Source organism: Lysinibacillus sp. NPDC097162 (assembly GCF_044762185.1).
Lineage (GTDB): Bacteria > Bacillota > Bacilli > Bacillales_A > Planococcaceae > Lysinibacillus.
In genome coordinates, this window is sequence record NZ_JBIWDT010000001.1 from 1,306,761 (window position 1) to 1,327,143 (window position 20,383).

The following is a 20,383-nucleotide window of genomic DNA, read 5'->3' on the forward strand; positions in this document are numbered from 1 at the left end:
AATGCTTATTTAGCAAGGGTTGAGGGGTACAAATTTAGTTTGTACCCCAATAAATTGAATTAAGTGATGAAAACTTCCAGTATATCCAATTCAATATTAACTTTAGTATCGTGGCTCATCGTATGGATCTTGAGATTAGTTAGAAATTGTATATAATTTATGATTTGTTACCGTATTTAGATGAACCAGATTTAGAATATTTTAATGAATTGAGTACTTAACCGATTTTTAAAGGTTGAGTATTTTTTTATGCAATAAATTGTATTGAATTAGTTTGAACATTAAATATCGAGAGTGGTGTAAAAGATTCGTCTCTTAAATTAAAAAAAAATTTTTTAAAAAAATTGAAGGGTTTTTACAAATAATGTCTAATATAGTAATTGTAGTACAAAAAATAGATGAAGGAGTGAATGTAATAATGAAAAAGAAAAAAACTATATGGTCAGTGGCTGCTGCAACGCTTCTAGTAGTAACTTTATCATTTGGTGCGAGCGCAAGTGCGACAAACGATCAAGGAGGAGGTAGCAGCGGAGGGTATCCTTCTAAGCCTCCAACATGTGTTCCTGGAAAGGCATGTCCAATTCCAGTTTAATTGTTTAATGAAAACTAAACTACTTTCAAAGGGCACCCAATTTGGGTGCTTTTTTCCGTCCTGCTGAATGAAGTTAAAAGTCAGTAAGAATTCCTAACGTGCGTATTGCAGATGAAAAACGAAGATTTCATTGCAATGGGGTTTTGTTTGTTTATTTAGTTACATTTATTGGTTTTCTACGTTTGGATAATTATATAGGATTAATAAGCTTATATTAATTTTTGCAGTCTTTTAGGATTGCTAGAGTTAAATTCTATTTTTAGATAAAAGTAAACTAATTTTTTTGTTTCATATAAATTATGTTAATTAAAATTGCTTACAAATGAAAATTTAATTGCTAAGTTATATTTATAATAAATATTTGGGAGGGAAACTATGCAAAACTTACTTGGAAAAGTGGTTTTAATAACAGGTGCAAGCTCAGGAATTGGACGGACTACAGCGGAATTGCTCGCGTCTAAAGGTGCGAAAATTATTGTTAACTATCTTTCGAATAAAAAAGGTGCTCTAGAAACAGTACAGTGCATTCAAGAAAATGGTGGAGATGCGATAATTATTCAAGCGGATGTCACAATTAAAGAGCAAGTAAATGCAATGGTGGATCAGGCTCTAGCATCCTTTGGGAAAATTGATATTCTAATTAATAATGCTGCTGGTGGTATCCGACAAAGTACGTTTATGGATGCAAGTGAAGAATTGTGGGAAGAAACATACAGACTAAACATCAATAGTGTTCTTTTATGTTCACAAGCCGTATTAACACATATGATTCCAAGAAAAGAAGGCAAGATAATCAATATATCTTCAACTGCTGCTCGCATTGGAGGTGCTGGTGAAAGCATTCATTACGCTTCATCCAAGGGGGCATTAAATACAATGACGATTGGCATGGCCAAAGAACTAATCGAATACGGAATCATTGTCAATGGCATAGCCCCAGGGATGGTTGAAACTCCATTCCATGAAAAGTTTGCGCCAAATGATGATCGGCTTTCTCGCATGTCTTCTACTATACCGATAAAACGAGTAGCACAACCAGTTGAAATTGCGGAATGTATAGCTTTTCTTGCATCAGATGCTTCGAATTATATATTAGGTGAAATCATTAATGTTAGTGGGGGGAGATAGTTTTTTATTTGAATGATGAGATGAATAACTTTTTATAACGGAACTCCCCTATTTTTTTAAGATAGTGAGTAACTTTCTGCTATATACCTATCTTCAAAAAATTTATAAAATTTAGATACTTGCCATTAAAAAATTGAGAAAAAAGTATTGACAAGTTTTTTTATGGAGTATTAACATAATTAATACCACGTGGAAAATTTTATTGATTCAAGGATGAATTTATTATGCAGCGTTAAAAATCACACCACTTTTAATTGAGGGAAAATGGCTATTCCAATTAATATATAAAGATAAAATAATTGATTCTAAAGAAGTAATATATAAGATTTATAAAAATGATTATGGAAATAGGGATTATTTTACCCAAAATTACATGAATATTAACATAGAAGTTTAGTGACAAAATGATTTAAAATGTTGGTTTGTAAGTAAAGGATGTGGAAGTTTTTTCTTATGAAAAAAAGAAAAGATTTCGGTTTATTTATTACAGAGCATGGTTCATTTATTACAGAGCATGGTTCATTTATAATTACCGCATATTTTGTTGTGTTTTTTATCATTTCAAAAATATTTTCTTTTTCTGCTATTGATAATTGGATTGTCATTTTTGTTGGTTTTATTATGACCTTAATAATGATGAAAATTAGAAAGGATAAAGAGAAGCAAAATCATTAGCGAAATAAAATAGTGGAGCACATAATAGTGAGGACTAATATGTGCTCTTTTTATTTTTTGTTTTAAACAATATCTCCCAATTGTGAGTTATGATAATTAGTGAAAACCTACTAAGGAGTGAATTGCATGGAATACAATGGTGTATCTGCTTACAACGATGAAAAGTTTTTTAAAGATTACATGTCCAGAAGAAATCGTGTAGAAAGCCCGAACAATATGATCGAAAAACCGATAATGTTAGAACTTATGAGTGATGTAAAAGGGAAAACGGTGTTAGATTTAGGATGCGGTGACGCTCAGTTTGGTGTTGAACTTTTACAAAAAGGATGTATCCTATATGACGGTGTTGAAGGCTCTGAAAATATGGTAAAAGAAGCTACTAAACATCTTAATGAAAAAAAGGGGAATGTGTATCTTTCTTCAATGGAAGCATGGAATTTTCCAAAAGAACATTATGATTTAGTTGTTTCACGATTAGCTCTACATTATATAGCAGATTTAAAGAGTATCTTTATGGAAATTCATAAATCCTTAGCTTCGAATGGAAAATTTATATTTAGTGTTCAGCATCCTGTATTAACTTCATCAATAAAAAGTGCAGCAGCTTCAGCCACTAAGTCAGATTGGATTGTAGATGATTATTTTTATAGTGGCAAAAGAGTAGAACCTTGGATTGATAAAAACGTTGTTAAGTATCATCGGACAGTTGAAGAATATTTTCAATTTTTAAAGCTAGCGGGATTCAAAATTAATGATATTCGAGAAGGAAAGCCAAAAGTCGAGAAATTTAGCAGTGAAAGTGAATATCAACGAAGAATGAGGATTCCACTATTTTTAATCTTTTCATGTGATAAATAAAATTTGTGGCGTATTCATTTCTGCTTTCCAGACAGATCTCGTTGTAAATAAACAAGTGAGGTGAATTATGGATATTAAAACGTTTGGTGAAAAAGAAGAAGGTATAGAATACACATGGAGACCTGCAGTCTATTGTGTAATATTCAATATTCAGAAAGATAAAATTGCAATTATTCAAACAAGTAATGGTAAGTTTTTTCTTCCAGGTGGGGGCTTAGAAAATAATGAGACACATGAGCAATGTTTGAAAAGAGAAGCACTTGAGGAAATGGGAATGGATGTTACAGTAGGTCCTTTTATAGGACGCGCACGAAGATATTTTTATTCTACAATTGAATTAAAATATTATCTAAATGATGGTTTTTTTTACTTATGTAATACAGGTAGACAAATTGCTAGTCCTATAGAGGAAGATCACTTCTTTAAATGGATGGAACCAAATCAGGCAAAAGAGATTTTATTTCATGAACATCAAAGCTGGGCTATAAATGAAGCAATAAGATGTAAATAAAAGGGGAGGTTTATTTTGCCGATTAAAAAAGCTTATGGCTATGTAACCCGCGTTAAAGAAGGTACAACCCAAGTATTAGTTTTCCGTCATTCGGTGACTGAAGCAGGGATTCAGATTCCTAAAGGTACTGTAAACACTAATGAAACCACCTATGATGCCGTTAAAAGGGAAATGAAAGAAGAAACGGGATTGAAAGATTTCAATGTAGAAAAGCTACTTGCGGAGGATTTATGGGAAAATGATGATGGTGTTTTACATAATAGATTTTTTTACAAAATAAATGTAAGCGATACGCTAGATGAATGGGATTACAAGCCAACAGGCGGTGGGGATGAGGCAGAATTAATATTCCATTATTTTTGGATTTCATCAAAAGATGATGTTGAACTAAGTCGTGGTCACGGAGATTATTTACTTTTAATCTTTAAATAATTTATATTATACTAATCTAACAAAATGCATTTTTCGAGGAGAAAGACAAATGAAATTAAACTTTCACCATATGAATTTAGACACTTTACCAAATTTAGAAGTACCTATAGAAGAAATAACTGATTTAAGCGTATTCGATAATGTGTTAACGGCGATTCCATCTGAAATTTACAAACTGAAAAATTTAAAAAAATTAAATATATCCGTTAATAAAATCCATCATTTGCCTGCTGCGATAGGCGATTTAACAGAACTTACAATGCTAGATGCAGGGCATAATGATATTGATGTTATCCCACCAGAAATTGGCCTACTACATAATATGGAGGATTATTTATATTTTCATAATAATAAATTACAATCCATACCACCTGAAATCGCTAAACTAGTCAAAGTGAAATATTTAAATTTAAGTGATAATCAATTAATAAAATTACCAGAAGAATTTGGTCAATTAAACAAACTAATAGAACTTCGTGTAATGAATAATCAATTGACAGAGTTGACGACAACTATTGGTAGTTTACGTAATTTAAAAGAATTACATTTAAAAAATAATCAAATCACAACACTTCCGGGGAATTTAGGAGAGTTATCATCATTACGGGTTTTAGATTTGGAAGAAAACCAATTAAAAGCGATACCTCAATCGATACATAAATGTATAAAATTAAGACGATTAAATTTAAGACATAATCAATTGACAACATTGCCGGAAGAGATTGGACGATTAAAAAATTTATTGGAAGTAGATTTAAGAAGTAATCTTCTAACAGAGCTACCAAAATCGTTGTTGGAAATAGAAGGGCTAGAACGTCTGGATCTTAGATGGAATCATGATTTAAAGATTCCAAATTGGTTAGGGGAATTAGAGGGAAAAGGCTGTATCGTTTATTTATAAAGTATAGGCGAGAACAAGTTATTACTTGGAATTAAACCCCCATTCGAGCTGATGTAGTGATTCAAAGAACGCAAAAAAATCAGCTCGAATGGGGTTATTTTAATGTATATTTGAAAATCTACCTAAGTTAATTACACAATAAAATTTGACGTAAAAACCTATGCTTTTTAGCAATGCACCGGTCTGATATTACCAAACCAGCCTCTGCTATTAAGTCATCAATAGTTTCAATTGTAACAATAACAACTCTATCGGCAATTCGACGTGCATGTTTTATAATATCAAATTGATCTTCGCGTGATGAATGCGTAAATAAGTTATATGGTAAATCAATAATGGCAACATCATAGTGACCTTCTACTTCTGAAATGGGACCTAATGTAATTTTTCCTTGTAATTCAAAATAGGCAATATTTTCTCGTGAACTCTTACATACAAGGGGGTTCATATCTCGCCCCTCAATAGTAATTCCCATGGAAAGAGCTTCGATTATTACCGTCCCTATACCACAACAAGGATCAATAGCACGAATGTTTTGAGGCTGAGGAACCGCAATGTTTGCAACAGCCCGAGCTACTCTTGTGCTCAGCGCCGTTGAATAGCTATGTGGCTTGTGTAAATGTTTACGCCAAATGGATTCACTTTTGCTATGTATGCCAAAGTACCATCTTCCATCTATAAATAAAAGACCAAAGACAACTTCAGGGAAATTAAGGTCTGGTTCTCCCTCAATGCATAGTCCTATTTCACGTTCTATCAATCGACGCTCTGATTGAGGGATTTTTTTTGTTTCGCCTATATCAAAATTATTTAAACAAACCACTTTATAGGTTTTTGCATTTACTATTAGATTGGTCACTAATTCTTTGATGTTATCTATGCTGTTATCTTCATACAACACTTCAAGTCGATCTTGTATAAAAGGACTACGGCTAGGGTCGACCTCAATATTGCTTATAATAAAATTTGATTGGGAATCAACACTAAAAAATGAACGCATCTCCATTCTACATAGATCGTACTCGTCTACGTGATGTACATATGTGTATATATATTTACTCTCACTTTGTATGTTACGCAATTAATTCATCCTTTTCTAATTACTATTGCTCTAAATCCTTAATGCTTTATTTACTAAAAAAGACAACCAAATATGTGGATGTCTATGTGCACTAAATTTTAAGTCTAACATAGTTTCAGTAATAATTGAATTCTTAGGAAGAAAGTAGGTTTTGCTGTCAAAATTTTGACCGATTTTTTGCTGCATAATAATAGACGAAAATACGTGAGACTAAATAGAAAAAAGAGTCACTTCCATATAGAAAGTGACCCCAAAACAGGAGAGTTTTTGTAAGGCTATTTAAGCTTTACACTACTATTAATATGCTGATGAAGCTATAAAGAAATAGCCATTTGCCTGTGAAATAGATTAAAAAAATCTTTTGTAATCGTTAGAGTAAAGCTAGATAAGTTATTTAACTAATTTTAGTGCCATTTGGTACTGTTTGATCAGGTGTTAATAAAATAACATCTCCTTCTATAGGCACGCCGCCGATAACTAGAACCTCTGATTTAAAGCCTGCTACTCGACGAGGAGGGAAGTTGACTATTGCTACTACTTGTTTACCAATGATTTCATTGGGGGTATAACGTTTTGTAATTTGTGCGGAGGATTGCTTAATTCCTAAAGTTTCTCCAAAATCAATGTTCATTTTTATCGCTGGAACACGAGCTTTCGGTAGTTCTTCGGCTTGGATAACTGTACCGATTCGAATATCAAGTGCTATAAAGTCTTCAATGGTCGCCATAATTGTACTCCTCTTATATGTGTTTTTGTAAATGTTATCATAAAATGGTTTAATATCCAAAGGAAGATATTTGCGTGAAGTTGTTATGATTGAACTTAAGAATCACCGATAAAACGTGCAAAATCGCCGATAACTTCATGTGAATCGCCGGAAGAACACTAGAAATCGCTGATAAACTATGTGGAATCGCCGATAAATTTCGGAAAATGATCCTCGGAGAATTCGTTAGAGTTCTAACTAAAATGATTGACTTCTAAAGATTAATAATTTATTATTAGTTAGAAATCTAACTAAAAAGAAAATCTAATTGAAAAAGGTGATACGATGAAAGAAGTCAATTATCAATTTCAAATTCGTATGATTGGTCATCAAATGAAGCAGCGGGGAGACAAAAAGCTCGAATCGTACGACATTACGATTGAACAGGGGCATGCTCTAGATTACTTAGTTTCGCATATGGAAGAGGGTATTACGCAAAAACATATGGAGAACGTCTTTCAACGTAGAGGCTCATCGATTTCAAGTATTGTGACGAATCTTGAGAAAAAGGGTTTAGTTGAACGTAAGACGGATTTAACGGACGAACGTCGTAAAATTATTCGACCGCTTCCAAAGGGCATAGCAATCGTTAAGGATTTTCAATTGTTTTTTAAAGAGCTAGATGACGAGATGACAAAAGACTTCTCAAAAGAGGAAAAAGAACAGCTTATATTTTTGTTAAACCGCATAATTAAAAACTTAGATTAAGAAGGCTGATCGATTCAGTTCTTCTGCTCATTTAGTTAGATATCTAACGATTTACTAAAAAGGAGATTTTATATGGAGAACACATATTATTTTGAGAAAGCGCCCATTGCAAAAGCTGTAGCTCATTTCTCATTACCAATGATGCTCGGAATGTCTGTCAGTGTCATTTATACAATATTAAATGCCTATTTTATCGGTTTACTACACGACTCAGTGATGATGACAGCCATCACACTGACAATTCCTATCCTTGCAGTGTTAATGGCACTTGGGAATTTAATTGGAGTAGGGGGCGGTACATTTATTTCACGTCTGCTCGGAGAAAAAAAGCTTGAACAAATAAAAGAAGTATCATCTTTTTCGTTTTACGCCTCTATTGCTTTAGGAATTATCGCCATGCTAGTAGGGATTGTAGCTACTAATAGCATTACAACAGGGTTAGGTGCCAGTGCAGCGGCTTTTGACTACACGAAGCAATATATTTTAGTGATGCTAATTGGTTCGCCATTTATTATTTTAAACTTTTCATTGGAGCAAATTGTACGTGCTGAAGGTTCTGCAATCGTATCAATGGTCGGTATGTTTATAAGTGTTGGCATTAATTTAATTTTAGATCCCATTTTCATTTTCGCTTGTCACTGGGGTGTACCAGGTGTTGCATTAGCGACGCTTATTGGTAATATCGGAGCGGTAATTTATTATAGCTGCCATATAATCCGTAAAAGTGAGTATTTAACTTTATCAATGAAATATTTTAAAATTGAAAAGTCGGTCGTTTTTGAAGTGTTGAAAATTGGTATTCCGATTGCGCTAATGAGTGCTTTAATGGGATTAACAGCATTGGTGTTCAACAATTTTGCTGCTAGTTATGGAGATGCAGCAGTTGCTTCTTATGGTATATCACAACGTATTTTGCAATTTCCAGAGCTCTTAATTATGGGACTTTGTGAAGGTGTTGTCCCACTGATTGCCTATAATTTTACATCAAATAAAAAACGTATGAAATCAACGATAAAATTTACGAGTATGACAGTAGCGATTCTCGCAGCAATATTTGCGATTCTTGTATTTTTAACAGGAAGTCATTTAGTCGGTATTTTCACTACTGATCCACAGTTAATCGAACTAGGGAGTTATGTAATTAAAGTAATTTTCCTATCTCTATTCGTTACTGGTTTTACGTTCCTTATCATTGGGATATTCCAAGCCACTGGTCAAGGTAAAGCAGCGATGATCATGTCTCTGACACAAGGTCTCATCATGATACCAATTTTATTTATTATGAGTAGTATCGCAGGATTCCATGGAATCATTTGGTCCATTTTTATAGGGGATTTCCTTACTTTCTTAATTGGCATAAGCGTTTTATATGTTTTACGCAATAAATTAACGGTTAATATAGAAGAACTGCAATTTGACTAATGATAGAAAATGAAAGAGCAAGTTTTGGCTAACATGCTCTTTCATGTAGAAGTCATGAACGATTGATATAGTTCACCAATAATTCCTTTCATTTGATGAACTCCTATATCTGTATTTGTCATCACGATAAATCCTTTTTCTAAAAACGGATAGGCAACGAGCATGCATTGAAATCCTACCCCCCAACCAAGTGAGGAAATTTCAACTTCATGTTCTGAGCCATCAAGAAATAAGCCTAGACCAGTCCATGCCTTGCCTCCTTGTGGTTGAATAAATTCTTTGGCAAGCTTTGCTGAGATACCAATTTTACTAGACCCCTTTATAGCATTCATAAATTCTAGAAGTAATTTCGCTAAATCAGTGGGGGAAGTCCATAAGCCACAAGCAGCAGGATAAGGGTAAATTGGATAGTTGCCTGCAACTAATTCGCCATTTTGATAATGACCACAAGCGAATGTTTTTTCTTGTGATTTTGTAATAGACGTAGAGAAAGTACTATTTTCCATGTTTAACGATTTAAAAATAAATTCGTCCATAATAGCATCAAATGATTGTTTCATAACGTCTTCTATTAATTGCTGAATTATACAAAACCCCGCATCTGAATAATGAAATTCATGCCACGGTTCTTTTGACACTTCAATTCGACTTTGATAGTAGAGAGTTTTACCATTTAACAAGTCTACGATTGAAGGTTTAGCTTGAAGAGCGTGTAATGGGGGAAAGCTATCAGCAGGGTCAATAATCCCTGATTGATGACAAAGTAAGTTACGTAATGTCACTTTTTTGTGCTTCGTGAATGGACTTTCGGGTACCTTCCATGATATTAGTTTCTCATTAACACCTTCATCTAAATTTAAATAACCTTGTTCTACTAATTTCATCACTAACATACTAGTGAAAAATTTACTAATAGAGCATGCATTGAAAACAGAACGTTCATTTACTTGATGATGTGTTCCTACTTCAAGAGTCCCGTGGTGTTCCATTTTACTGATCTGGCCATTTTCAATAACCAATAAACTTAACCCTTGCACACGATAATGTTTCATTCGCTCTTCGATGTTTATGTTCGTCATTTTTACACTCCCTCCTTTCATTTTAGTGTATCACAAATGGCGAACGTATGTTTTTTGTTTATAATTTTCACATAAGTAACGTCGTTTTTTTAACTCAAATGAGCGCATAATAAAGGCATCGAGCGAAAATTACTCGACGCCTATCTTTTTTTTAGACAGAGCTTCCATTACGCATTTTTCTTCGTTTTGGTTGCTCTTTTTCTTGTTGCTGGTTTTTTCGTTTTATCTAAAGAAGCTTGAAGTGCGGACATTAAATCCGTGACATTATCAGGTAGAGGACGCTTTTCGCTTGCAGAAACTGAATTTGTCGCTTTCTTTTCCTCTATAAGTTCCATCAATGCATTTCGATATTCATCCGTATATTTTTCAGGGTTAAATACAGTTGTTAATTGGTCGACAAGCATTAGCGCAGCGTCCAATTCCTTTTGAACAATCGTTGGCTCGCTTGGAATATTTGGAACATCTTGTACATTTCGTACTTCATCAGGAAAATGGATTGTTTCCATCACTAACGCATTTTGATAGACACGAACGATTGCAAGCTGTTCCTTTGAACGAATGATAATTTTAGCAACACCGATTTTACCTGATTCTTCTAATGTTTGTCGTAATAGAGCATACGCCTTACTGCCAGTAGTATCTGGTGATAAAAAATAAGTACGTTCAAAATAAATGGGATCAATTTCGCCTAATTTAACAAAATCTATAATTTCAACTGCCTTATCTTCATTTTCTTTACGTAAGTTTTCAATTTCTTCTTCATCAAGAACGACAAATTTATTTTTTGCATATTCATATGCTTTCACTATATTTTCATCTGTAACTTCTTGGTTGCAGCCCTCACAAACTTTTTTATAGCTTATTGGTGTATGACATTCTTTATGAAGCTGTCGTAATTTGATGTCTTTATTTTCTGTAGCTGCATGTAATTTTACAGGAATGTTGACAAGTCCGAATGATATACTGCCCTTCCAAACTGTATGCATGTTGTCACCTCGTTTTACTTACTATGTTATATTTTGATGATTTTTATGTATGCTAAATAGAAATAGGCACTACTGGACGAAAAAAGAAAGTAGGTGTGCATCATGAAACCAATGTTATTAACAGAAGCAATGGAACCACCAACAGGAGAAGAGTGGTTTTACGAAGCAAAATACGATGGTTTCCGTTGTATTTTACAGTGGGCTGAAGAAGAACCCATTTTAATAAGTAGAAATGGTAATGTTCTTAATCATTTGTTTCCGGAGATTATTGCATATTGTAAAACTATTTATGATCAAATTAAAGCATACTTACCCTTAACATTTGATGGTGAACTAGTCTTTTTAATGAATGACTATAAAAGTGAATTTTCAATCGTCCAACAAAGAGGTAGAATGCAAAATAAAGAAGTAATAGCTGCACACGCAAAATCTTTTCCATGCCATTATGTTGTATTTGATTTACTATATTTGAAAGGGGAAAGTCAAGCGAATCGGTATTTAAAGACACGTAAACAGCAACTAACGGCCCTTTTTACTAATTTGCAGCTGCCGACTACTATTAATTATGAAGAGAACCGACGTTTGCAAGCAATTGATGTTTTCGAGGCGAGTCAAACTTTATGGCATTTAATAACGATCAATAATGGCGAAGGTCTTATTGCAAAGAAAAAGACGAGTAAATGGCAGGAAGATATACGCTCTACGCAATGGATGAAGATAAAAAATTGGAGAATTGTTTCGGTGATTGTCACAAAATTTGATAAAGGAAATGGTTATTTTCATGGTTATGTTGAGCAACAGGGCGAATTAACAGAAGTGGTTGTTTTTAGACATGGTATGAAAAATGATGAATTAAATACACTCATAGCGTTTTTCCAAGCAAATGGTCGCAAACTGAATGAGACATGGCAATTAGAACCATCCATCTGTGTTGATATAGCATGTATAGACTTTGATGGCAAAAAGTTAAGAGAACCACGATTTCATGCATTCCGATTAGAGATGAATCCACAGGAATGTAATTGGCAACAAATGCAACGACAGCTAATGCCAATACCTGAAAGTGTACAAGTAACACATCCAAACAAGCCGATATGGCCAGACATCGGTATAACTAAGGATAGCTATTTGCACTATTTACAACTGATATCACCTTTTATACTGCCTTTTTTGCACCAACGACCTGTGACATTAATTCGTTTTCCTCACGGGGTACCTGGTGAGAGTTTTTATCAAAAAAGCAGTCCAGACAATCTACCTGAATTTGTCGCAACGGAGAAAGTTAGTGATCATCAGGCAATTTTATGCAATAATCTTGAAACTTTATTGTGGCTAGGAAATCAGCTTGCGTTAGAATTGCACATTCCTTTTCAACCAATAGACACTGATAAACCGACTGAAATCGTTTTCGATCTAGATCCGCCTTCGGTAGATGCATTTCCACTTGCAATAAGTGGTGCACGCCACTTAAAAGAAATATTTGATTATTTTAAGTTGCAGTCATTCGTTAAAACTTCTGGGGGCAAAGGCTTACAAGTTTATATTCCATTGCGGTATAATGCTTTTTCGTATGAGCAAGTACGGCAATTTACAGCGTTTGTCTGTCGTTTTTTATGTGAGCAAAAACCGGAATTATATACAATTGAGCGGTTAAAGAAAAATAGAAATGACCGATTGTATTTAGACTATATTCAACATGCGGAAGGAAAGACTATCATTTCACCATTTTCCACACGTGGTAATCCAATGGGTTTAGTAGCTACACCGTTATATTGGGACGAAGTAAATGAACGGCTAAGACCGGAACACTTTACAATACCAGCTGTCATTGAGCGAATCAAACAAGTAGGCAACCCATTTAGAAATTTTCGAGCGGTAGGGGAGGAACAGGATTTTCATTCTGTGCTCCAGCATTTAAATAATCAATGACTGTCGTAAATAAATCTGCAATATTTCTCAAAATAGTATGGAGAAACATTGCAGATTCTTATGTTTATTTTGTTAGACGTTCTTCTTTTTTTGTAGATAGTCGAGAATACCCATGGCCGATACGATTGTATCATAAGGAATCGTTTGGTAGACAGGATGGCTTTCTGCTATACCATTTTCTTGTAGAAAATGATGTAATAACGTTTGCAATCCTCTATCTAACAATTTAACTTGTTCTGCAAATGTATCAGACGCTGCTAGTGCCTTTTCACCTTCAGCTAAAAACAATGGTGTCCAGTAACGTACTTGCCGATAAGCTTCAGTCGGGTTTTGATATGCACCGTAATGACCGAAATACAATTCATGTACATTTAGTTCCTCGTATAATTGAATAGATTTTTCCATCGTTTCAGGGTCGTACTGATTAGGGGAGGTAGAAGGGATGATTAAATCAATTGCTTCATCCGCCATCTCTGGATATCGGACGCCCGTAGTATCACCTACAAACAATCCATTCGTAGCAGAATAATGCATCGACACGTGGTGCTTTGCATGACCCTCCGTATGATAAAACGTTAGCTGTTGACTGCCTAATGACAATATATCTCCATGTCCGGCTTCAATAATTCGTTCTGGAGCAATGGGCACTATTGGGTCGAAAAGACGCTCGAATTCATTACCATATACAGCTTTTGCACTTGCAATTAAACGAGTTGGATCAACCATATGTGATACGCCACGCGGGTGTACGACCAACTTTGCGTTTGGGCAGCTTTGAAGGAAAAGTCCCGCTCCACCCGCATGATCTAAATGAATATGAGTAACAATGACATAATCAATATCTTCTAATGTAATTTGCAATTCATTTAAACCTTCCATTATATAGGGAACTGAAGGACTAGCTGATGTCTCGACTAAAGCAATTTTTTCATCAATCAGTAAATATGCACTTGTACGTTCCTTCCTATTTAAATCATTTGTATCAATGCAAAAAAAGTTTGGTGCTATTTTTTGTGTTCGCTCCATCAAATAAATCTCCTCCTAGTTTGAAAAAACCTATTTTTTCTCTAAAATACCTTTTTTATCTACAAAAAATAGTAGTTATACTATATAATAATGGAAAAACAAACTGAATGTCCATTCATTTTTAAAAAGGAGAAAGATATAATGGAGAAAAATATCCGCTATGACACACGTAAAGTTCATCAAGTAAATTTAGCAATCATATCAATTTTGGCCATTCTTATTTGTGGTCCTATGATTCTGTCGAAAGGTATAGTATTTTTATTCATTGGTCTAGCGGTAATTGCTTTAGCTATATGTAATTACTTTTTACCAATTCGTACATATGTGAAAGGTTTTATATTCGGCATGATTCCTACATGTATTGTCTTTACATTGTTTTTACTTGATAGCTTTTCATTAAACAAACATTATATTTTGCTTTGCACAATTGCCATTATTGCGTTGTATTTTAAAAAGGAGCTAATAGTCTCTTATGGGGTTATACTAAACAGTTGCTTTGTTATTTTATATATCTTTAAATCAGAATCGTTACTGGGGCCATTTAACGATATTATTGTATTCGTTACACTTATAGCTATTACAAATGGGGTAATCATCGTTTTCTTCCTACTTGCGAAATGGGGAAATGAACTTATTACACATGCAGCTGCACAGCAAAATGCAGTAAGGATTTCTCTCGAACAGCTACAGGCGACCTTCCATCAAATTGAGCAAAGTAGCGATCAACTAGATGAGCATGCAACATTATTTCACCAAACGATGAATAATATTTCAGGATCAAGTAAGCAAATACTACAAGCAACCGAGGATATTGCAGCAAGTATTCAACAAGAGGCATCAAGCTTACAAGTGATTCACGGCACTATGAAGCAATCAGTACACTTTGTAAATAAAACATTTACAATATCAAAGGATACTGTATCTAAATCAAGTGATCTACAACAGGAAGTGTTAGCGGGTTGGGGGAAAATGCAAGAAGCGATGGCTCAAATGGGCGTCATGAACAATGCGATGTGTTCAACTGCTGATACAGTCCAAGCGCTACAGCATAGTTTGCAAACCGTTGATACGTTATTAAAAGGAATCCATCATATAGCGCAGCAAACTAATCTACTAGCTTTAAACGCGGCTATTGAGGCAGCGAGAGCTGGTGAGCAAGGAAAAGGTTTTGCTGTCGTTGCAGATGAGGTGCGGAAATTAGCTGAAGAAAGTGCTGCCATTACTGTTAGCATTACAAATGTAACAAAAACATTATTTGAAAAATCTACGGAAGCACAACAACGTTCAAGTGAAGGGGAAAAAGCATTACAGTATGGAGAAAGTCTGTTGCAGGAAGTTAGCCATTTTTTCAATATATTAAAAGAATCTTATGCAAAGACCAATACAGATTTAACAAGTGGTATGAATGAATTAAGTAGTGCAATCCAGCAGTTTGAAAAAATTCAACAACAAATTGAAAAACTAAATGAGATGACCGAAGAAAATGCAGCTTCAACAGGTGAGATTTTACTTTCAGTAGAGGATGAACATCAAATGCTTGAAATGATGACGACAACAACGGATCAAATCCAAAAACTTAGTATTAGGTTGAAATCACTTGTTACAAATGAACGGTTAGCAACATAACATAATTGCAACACAACTTTTCCTCTCAGATTTTGGTGCATTAAGGATATATTCCTTGTATTTTTATAGTAAACAAATAGTTTTGCTATTGTTCAAAACTATATATGAATATTTTTTTAAGAAATGTTCACAATAAATTAGGCCGAAATATGTCATTTTCGTCACAAATTCGCTCATTCATGTAAATTAAACGAATTAAATTTAATGTCATAAGAAATACTTATTGAAAAAGATAATATTAATGTAATTTACTTATGAATATAAATACGCTATCATGGGTGGTGGAGAAAAGATGCTTTACATTAGGCCTTTTCAAAAAGATATTTAGGGGGATCCGCAAATGGCACAAGGTAATTTACACAACAGCCGTGCATCATTCGAAGTTAATGGTAAAACTTACAATTACTACGACTTAGCTGCGATTGAAAAAGCTGGCGTTGCAAAAGTTTCAAACCTTCCTTACTCAATCAAAGTATTATTAGAATCTGTTTTACGTCAATATGATGCGTATGTAATCAAAGAAGAACACGTAAACGAGTTAGCAAAATGGGGTAACGGTGCTGATCCAGAAGCAGAAGTACCATTCAAACCTTCTCGCGTTGTATTACAAGACTTTACTGGTGTACCAGTAGTAGTTGACCTTGCATCTCTTCGTTCAGCAATGAAAGAAATGGGCGGCGACCCAAGCAAAATCAACCCTGCTATTCCAGTTGACCTTGTAATTGACCACTCAGTACAAGTTGACAAATACGGTAATGCATCTGCATTACAAGCAAACATGGACCTTGAATTCGAACGTAACGCTGAGCGTTATAATTTCTTAAAATGGGCTCAAACTGCTTACAATAATTTCCGTGCTGTACCACCAGCAACTGGTATCGTTCACCAAGTAAACTTAGAGTACTTAGCTCCAGTTGTACACGTAAACGAAAATGCTGACGGTACATTCGAAACATTCCCAGATTCAGTAGTAGGTACTGACTCACATACAACAATGATCAACGGTATCGGCGTTCTTGGATGGGGTGTTGGTGGTATCGAAGCTGAAGCAGGTATGCTTGGTCAACCTTCATACTTCCCAATCCCAGAAGTTATCGGTGTTAAATTAGTTGGCGATCTTCCAAACGGAACTACAGCTACTGACTTAGCATTAAAAGTTACACAAGTTTTACGTCAACGTGGCGTAGTTGGTAAATTCGTTGAGTTCTTCGGACCTGGCGTATCTAAATTACCACTAGCTGACCGTGCTACAATTTCTAACATGGCTCCTGAATATGGTGCTACATGTGGTTACTTCGCAATTGACGAAGAATCATTAAACTACATGCGTTTAACTGGTCGTGACGAAGAGCACATCGCGGTTGTAGAAGCTTACTTAAAAGCTAACCACATGTTCTTTGATCCAACATTAGAGCCAGTTTACACTGATGTATTAGAAGTAAACTTAGATGAAATCGAACCAAACCTTTCTGGTCCTAAACGTCCACAAGACTTAATTCCACTATCTCAAATGCGTTCTCGTTATAAAGAAGCAGTAGTGGCTCCACAAGGTACTCAAGGTTTCGGTTTAACTGAAGCTGAATTCGAAAAAACTTCTGTAGCTAAATTTGCTGAAGGTGATGTAGAAATCCCAACAGGTGCTGTAGCAATCGCTGCAATCACTTCTTGTACAAATACATCTAACCCATACGTATTAATCGCTGCTGGTTTAGTTGCGAAAAAAGCTGTAGAAAAAGGTCTAACTGTACCTAAATGGGTAAAAACTTCTTTAGCACCAGGTTCTAAAGTTGTAACTGGTTACCTTGAAGATTCAGGTTTACAAACGTACCTTGACCAAATCGGTTTCAACACAGTAGGTTACGGCTGTACAACATGTATCGGTAACTCAGGTCCATTACTTCCTGAAATCGAAGATGCTATCAAAGACAACGACTTATTCGTAACGTCTGTTCTTTCTGGTAACCGTAACTTCGAAGGCCGTGTACACCCACTTGTAAAAGCTAACTACTTAGCTTCACCACCACTTGTTGTTGCTTATGCACTTGCTGGTACAGTGGATATCGACCTACAAAAAGATTCATTCGGTAAAGACAAAGATGGTAACGAAGTATACTTCGCTGATATCTGGCCTGCAACTGAAGAAGTTAACGCAGTATTAGGTACTGTAGTTAACCGTGAATTATTCCAAAAAGAATACGAAACTGTATTTACAGCGAACGAAAAATGGAATGAAATTGAAACATCAACTGAGTCTCTATACACATTTGATGACAAATCAACTTACATTCAAAACCCACCATTCTTCCAAGGTCTTGCTAAAGAGCCAGAAGCTATCAAAGGCTTAGACGGCTTACGCATTATGGCGAAGTTCGGTGACTCAATTACAACTGACCATATTTCTCCAGCTGGTGCAATCGGTAAAGATACACCTGCAGGTAAATATTTAATCGAAAACGGTGTTGCAATCCGTGACTTCAACTCATATGGTTCTCGTCGTGGTAACCACGAAGTTATGATGCGTGGTACATTTGCAAACATCCGTATCCGTAACCAAGTAGCTCCTGGTACAGAAGGTGGATTCACTACTTACTGGCCAACAGGCGACGTAGAGTACATCTATGACGCATGTATGAAATACCAAGAGCAAGGTACTGGCTTAGTCGTACTTGCTGGTAATGACTACGGTATGGGTTCTTCTCGTGACTGGGCTGCGAAAGGTACATTCCTACTTGGCGTGAAAACTGTTATCGCACAATCTTACGAGCGTATCCACCGTTCTAACTTAGTAATGATGGGTGTTCTTCCTTTACAATACTTAAACGGTGAATCTGCTGATTCTCTAGGTTTAACTGGTAAAGAAGAAATCTCTGTAAACATTACTGACAACGTAAAACCACGTGATATCTTAACAGTTACTGCTAAATCTGAAGACGGTACAGTTAAAACTTTCCAAGCTTTAGCTCGTTTCGACTCAGAAGTAGAAGTAGACTACTACCGTCACGGTGGTATCCTACAAATGGTTCTTCGCGCGAAAGCTGCTGAATAATTATTTTATCAAAACCGATCTCTTAGGAGGTCGGTTTTTTTTTGCGGCATTGGCGGAACATCGATGTTAAAGTGCTCTCTAATATTGTTGAAGTAGAAACAAAAATTTACTATAATATTGTTAATGCACCAACGAGTAGGAGGGCGGCTGACCATGAACAAAGAAGAACAAATTATAATGGGATTTCGGGACTTATATAACAAAATGGTTTGGCTTAATAAAGATAAGATGGAAGAAAGCCTTAAAGGGCATACACCTTCAGAGGTACATTGCATCGAATACATTGAAAAAAATGTAGATTCCAATGTAACTAAACTTGCGGAGTTCTTTTACATGACGCGCGGTGCCATTAGTAAATTAACGAAGAAACTTATAAAAAAGGGCCTTATTGAAAGCTATCAAAAGGCGGATAACAAAAAAGAAATCTATTTTAAACTTACTGTACAAGGAAAAGTAATTTTTAATATTCATGAGGAGCTCCACAAAGAGTTTCGAGAGCGTGATAAGATCGTCTTTGACCAGATAACTGATGCTCAATTAGATAGTATGCTTAGCTTTGTAGAAAAGTATCGGGCGCATTTGGATGCAGAAATAAAGAAACAAGATAAAGATTTGAAGCAGGAATAAGTTCGGATTACAAAAAAGTAGCCTCATTCTATCAAGAAAAAGGTTGCTTTTTTATTATGATTATTTTATTGTTGAACAGGAAACAAAATTATGTTATTATTTTATTTCTTAGGAAACAAAAAAAGTGTTAAGTCCGGATTTAGTTCAACGCGGCTCTATATTAAAGGTAGCGATATGCTAAGGTACACTGGATACAATCGCCAACAGTATGAAGACGAATTACTTTTCTCAATGTAGTGAAGGAATTTAAAAACTTAACGAACCGCAACAGATTGTAAGGTCCTAATGGAAGAGGTTTCTACCTTATAAGTGAACATTATGAAATGGCTACAACATTTAAAGGAGTGAAATGATAATCGAGTTGTCCAAAATTATTAGAAACTAATGCAATGAGATGATCATTCTCCGATTGGATCAGTGTTTCTAACAAAGCAAAATAATATTAAATTGAGGGAAAAGGGGAGTTTGAACATGAATATTGTATCGATTATTTTTCAGACCTTATTGATGCTTATGTTTTTTATGGCAAGTTTCGGGAAGTTGAGGGGTGCTAAAACACCTATTGAAGAATTTAATAAATTGAGATTACCACAATGGTTTCGAGTAATCACAGGTGTCATCGAACTCATTTCAGCAGTCGCTCTAATTATCGGTTATTGGGATGCTAGTTGGCTTGCAGTAGGAGCACTTCTAATTGCAGGTACAGCAATCTGCGGCGTTTTAGCACAGGTACGCATTAAAGATTCATTTAAAAATATGCTAATGATTATAGTAATAGGTGTAATGGCAATTTTCTTATTTATAAACAACATTTCTGCACTTTTAAATTTTCCTGGTTTTAAATAATAAGCAATAGAAATGAAACGGTTCTGGTTCTTGATTTAAAGGAATCATTAAATTAAGAACAGGTAGTAGAAAATTAAATATGAAAGATAATACTAAATGCAGTCCGTCCAAAGTTAAATCGGTCTGCATTTTTTTGGTTGCCAT

19 protein-coding genes are annotated in these 20,383 nt (G+C 34.9%); 14 read left to right on the forward strand and 5 right to left on the reverse strand.

The genetic code is table 11. From position 1 onward, the window contains the following. Window positions 1–418: 418 nt before the first annotated feature. The 7 genes from ACIQXW_RS06600 to ACIQXW_RS06630 all read left to right on the forward strand — a co-directional run bounded on the left by ACIQXW_RS06600 (window position 419) and on the right by ACIQXW_RS06630 (window position 5,097). Entirely contained in the window at window positions 419–592 is a 174-nt protein-coding gene (locus ACIQXW_RS06600) for a hypothetical protein (protein ID WP_401016537.1), read from the forward strand. A 375-nt stretch (window positions 593–967) separates the two neighbouring features. After that, window positions 968–1,720: an SDR family NAD(P)-dependent oxidoreductase gene (locus ACIQXW_RS06605; RefSeq protein WP_402760604.1), complete on the forward strand. Its 753-nt coding sequence runs from the start codon at window positions 968–970 to the stop codon at window positions 1,718–1,720. Between the two features lie 453 nt (window positions 1,721–2,173). Next, window positions 2,174–2,395 carry a hypothetical protein gene (locus tag ACIQXW_RS06610; protein ID WP_402760605.1) on the forward strand — a complete coding sequence of 74 codons (222 nt, stop codon included), beginning with the start codon at window positions 2,174–2,176 and terminating at the stop codon, window positions 2,393–2,395. 126 nt (window positions 2,396–2,521) lie between these two features. Continuing rightward, window positions 2,522–3,253, forward strand: coding sequence for a class I SAM-dependent DNA methyltransferase (locus ACIQXW_RS06615; protein ID WP_402760607.1), 732 nt, complete (start codon window positions 2,522–2,524; stop codon window positions 3,251–3,253). 67 nt (window positions 3,254–3,320) lie between these two features. Further along, entirely contained in the window at window positions 3,321–3,764 is a 444-nt protein-coding gene (locus ACIQXW_RS06620) for an NUDIX hydrolase (RefSeq protein ID WP_402760608.1), read from the forward strand. Window positions 3,765–3,779: 15 nt separating this feature from the next. Beyond that, entirely contained in the window at window positions 3,780–4,196 is a 417-nt protein-coding gene (locus ACIQXW_RS06625; protein WP_401016544.1) for an NUDIX hydrolase, read from the forward strand. A gap of 49 nt (window positions 4,197–4,245) precedes the next feature. Next, window positions 4,246–5,097 carry a leucine-rich repeat domain-containing protein gene (locus ACIQXW_RS06630; RefSeq protein WP_402760610.1) on the forward strand — a complete coding sequence of 284 codons (852 nt, stop codon included), beginning with the start codon at window positions 4,246–4,248 and terminating at the stop codon, window positions 5,095–5,097. 127 nt (window positions 5,098–5,224) lie between these two features. On the opposite strand, the gene ACIQXW_RS06635 is transcribed toward ACIQXW_RS06630, so the two are convergent. Continuing rightward, window positions 5,225–6,178 (reverse strand): TRM11 family SAM-dependent methyltransferase, encoded by a 954-nt coding sequence (locus tag ACIQXW_RS06635; protein WP_402760612.1) that lies wholly within the window; start codon window positions 6,176–6,178, stop codon window positions 5,225–5,227. A gap of 394 nt (window positions 6,179–6,572) precedes the next feature. Further along, window positions 6,573–6,905, reverse strand: coding sequence for a chaperone CsaA (csaA, locus tag ACIQXW_RS06640; protein WP_401016549.1), 333 nt, complete (start codon window positions 6,903–6,905; stop codon window positions 6,573–6,575). Window positions 6,906–7,229: 324 nt separating this feature from the next. On the opposite strand from csaA, the gene ACIQXW_RS06645 reads away from it, so the two are divergent. Together ACIQXW_RS06645 and ACIQXW_RS06650 are read left to right on the forward strand one after the other, a co-directional pair. Beyond that, entirely contained in the window at window positions 7,230–7,652 is a 423-nt protein-coding gene (locus ACIQXW_RS06645; protein ID WP_402760614.1) for a MarR family winged helix-turn-helix transcriptional regulator, read from the forward strand. 72 nt (window positions 7,653–7,724) lie between these two features. Next, a complete protein-coding gene (locus tag ACIQXW_RS06650; protein WP_402760616.1) occupies window positions 7,725–9,074 on the forward strand; it encodes an MATE family efflux transporter in 1,350 nt (449 codons plus the stop codon). Window positions 9,075–9,115: 41 nt separating this feature from the next. On the opposite strand, the gene ACIQXW_RS06655 is transcribed toward ACIQXW_RS06650, so the two are convergent. Both ACIQXW_RS06655 and ku read right to left on the reverse strand, forming a co-directional pair. Further along, window positions 9,116–10,153 (reverse strand): serine hydrolase domain-containing protein, encoded by a 1,038-nt coding sequence (locus ACIQXW_RS06655; RefSeq protein ID WP_402760618.1) that lies wholly within the window; start codon window positions 10,151–10,153, stop codon window positions 9,116–9,118. A 167-nt stretch (window positions 10,154–10,320) separates the two neighbouring features. Next, the gene (ku, locus tag ACIQXW_RS06660; RefSeq protein WP_402760620.1) at window positions 10,321–11,139 is read right to left on the reverse strand and encodes a non-homologous end joining protein Ku; all 819 of its coding nucleotides are present in this window, start codon (window positions 11,137–11,139) and stop codon (window positions 10,321–10,323) included. A 102-nt stretch (window positions 11,140–11,241) separates the two neighbouring features. On the opposite strand from ku, the gene ACIQXW_RS06665 reads away from it, so the two are divergent. After that, on the forward strand, window positions 11,242–13,068 hold the full coding sequence (locus ACIQXW_RS06665; protein ID WP_402760622.1) for a DNA ligase D: 1,827 nt from the start codon (window positions 11,242–11,244) through the stop codon (window positions 13,066–13,068). A gap of 72 nt (window positions 13,069–13,140) precedes the next feature. On the opposite strand, the gene ACIQXW_RS06670 is transcribed toward ACIQXW_RS06665, so the two are convergent. Then, the gene (locus tag ACIQXW_RS06670; RefSeq protein ID WP_402760624.1) at window positions 13,141–14,094 is read right to left on the reverse strand and encodes an MBL fold metallo-hydrolase; all 954 of its coding nucleotides are present in this window, start codon (window positions 14,092–14,094) and stop codon (window positions 13,141–13,143) included. 141 nt (window positions 14,095–14,235) lie between these two features. On the opposite strand from ACIQXW_RS06670, the gene ACIQXW_RS06675 reads away from it, so the two are divergent. From ACIQXW_RS06675 to ACIQXW_RS06690, 4 genes are all read left to right on the forward strand, one after another. After that, window positions 14,236–15,720 (forward strand): methyl-accepting chemotaxis protein, encoded by a 1,485-nt coding sequence (locus ACIQXW_RS06675; RefSeq protein WP_402760626.1) that lies wholly within the window; start codon window positions 14,236–14,238, stop codon window positions 15,718–15,720. Window positions 15,721–16,060: 340 nt separating this feature from the next. Next, window positions 16,061–18,766 carry an aconitate hydratase AcnA gene (acnA, locus tag ACIQXW_RS06680; RefSeq protein ID WP_401016564.1) on the forward strand — a complete coding sequence of 902 codons (2,706 nt, stop codon included), beginning with the start codon at window positions 16,061–16,063 and terminating at the stop codon, window positions 18,764–18,766. A 153-nt stretch (window positions 18,767–18,919) separates the two neighbouring features. Further along, window positions 18,920–19,393 carry a MarR family winged helix-turn-helix transcriptional regulator gene (locus ACIQXW_RS06685; protein ID WP_402760628.1) on the forward strand — a complete coding sequence of 158 codons (474 nt, stop codon included), beginning with the start codon at window positions 18,920–18,922 and terminating at the stop codon, window positions 19,391–19,393. 471 nt (window positions 19,394–19,864) lie between these two features. Continuing rightward, a complete protein-coding gene (locus tag ACIQXW_RS06690) occupies window positions 19,865–20,239 on the forward strand; it encodes a DoxX family protein (RefSeq protein ID WP_402760630.1) in 375 nt (124 codons plus the stop codon). Window positions 20,240–20,383 lie beyond the last annotated feature (144 nt).

Excerpts from the sequence above, each read along its gene's own strand:
- ACIQXW_RS06600 (WP_401016537.1), top strand. The coding sequence starts at position 419 with ATGAAAAAGAAAAAAACTATATGGTCAGTGGCTGCTGCAACGCTTCTA.
- ACIQXW_RS06605 (WP_402760604.1), top strand. The coding sequence starts at position 968 with ATGCAAAACTTACTTGGAAAAGTGGTTTTAATAACAGGTGCAAGCTCA.
- ACIQXW_RS06610 (WP_402760605.1), top strand. The coding sequence starts at position 2,174 with ATGAAAAAAAGAAAAGATTTCGGTTTATTTATTACAGAGCATGGTTCA.
- ACIQXW_RS06615 (WP_402760607.1), top strand. The coding sequence starts at position 2,522 with ATGGAATACAATGGTGTATCTGCTTACAACGATGAAAAGTTTTTTAAA.
- ACIQXW_RS06620 (WP_402760608.1), top strand. The coding sequence starts at position 3,321 with ATGGATATTAAAACGTTTGGTGAAAAAGAAGAAGGTATAGAATACACA.
- ACIQXW_RS06630 (WP_402760610.1), top strand. The coding sequence starts at position 4,246 with ATGAAATTAAACTTTCACCATATGAATTTAGACACTTTACCAAATTTA.
- csaA (WP_401016549.1), bottom strand. The coding sequence starts at position 6,905 with ATGGCGACCATTGAAGACTTTATAGCACTTGATATTCGAATCGGTACA.
- ACIQXW_RS06645 (WP_402760614.1), top strand. The coding sequence starts at position 7,230 with ATGAAAGAAGTCAATTATCAATTTCAAATTCGTATGATTGGTCATCAA.
- ACIQXW_RS06650 (WP_402760616.1), top strand. The coding sequence starts at position 7,725 with ATGGAGAACACATATTATTTTGAGAAAGCGCCCATTGCAAAAGCTGTA.
- ACIQXW_RS06655 (WP_402760618.1), bottom strand. The coding sequence starts at position 10,153 with ATGACGAACATAAACATCGAAGAGCGAATGAAACATTATCGTGTGCAA.
- ku (WP_402760620.1), bottom strand. The coding sequence starts at position 11,139 with ATGCATACAGTTTGGAAGGGCAGTATATCATTCGGACTTGTCAACATT.
- ACIQXW_RS06665 (WP_402760622.1), top strand. The coding sequence starts at position 11,242 with ATGAAACCAATGTTATTAACAGAAGCAATGGAACCACCAACAGGAGAA.
- ACIQXW_RS06670 (WP_402760624.1), bottom strand. The coding sequence starts at position 14,094 with ATGGAGCGAACACAAAAAATAGCACCAAACTTTTTTTGCATTGATACA.
- ACIQXW_RS06675 (WP_402760626.1), top strand. The coding sequence starts at position 14,236 with ATGGAGAAAAATATCCGCTATGACACACGTAAAGTTCATCAAGTAAAT.
- acnA (WP_401016564.1), top strand. The coding sequence starts at position 16,061 with ATGGCACAAGGTAATTTACACAACAGCCGTGCATCATTCGAAGTTAAT.
- ACIQXW_RS06685 (WP_402760628.1), top strand. The coding sequence starts at position 18,920 with ATGAACAAAGAAGAACAAATTATAATGGGATTTCGGGACTTATATAAC.
- ACIQXW_RS06690 (WP_402760630.1), top strand. The coding sequence starts at position 19,865 with ATGAATATTGTATCGATTATTTTTCAGACCTTATTGATGCTTATGTTT.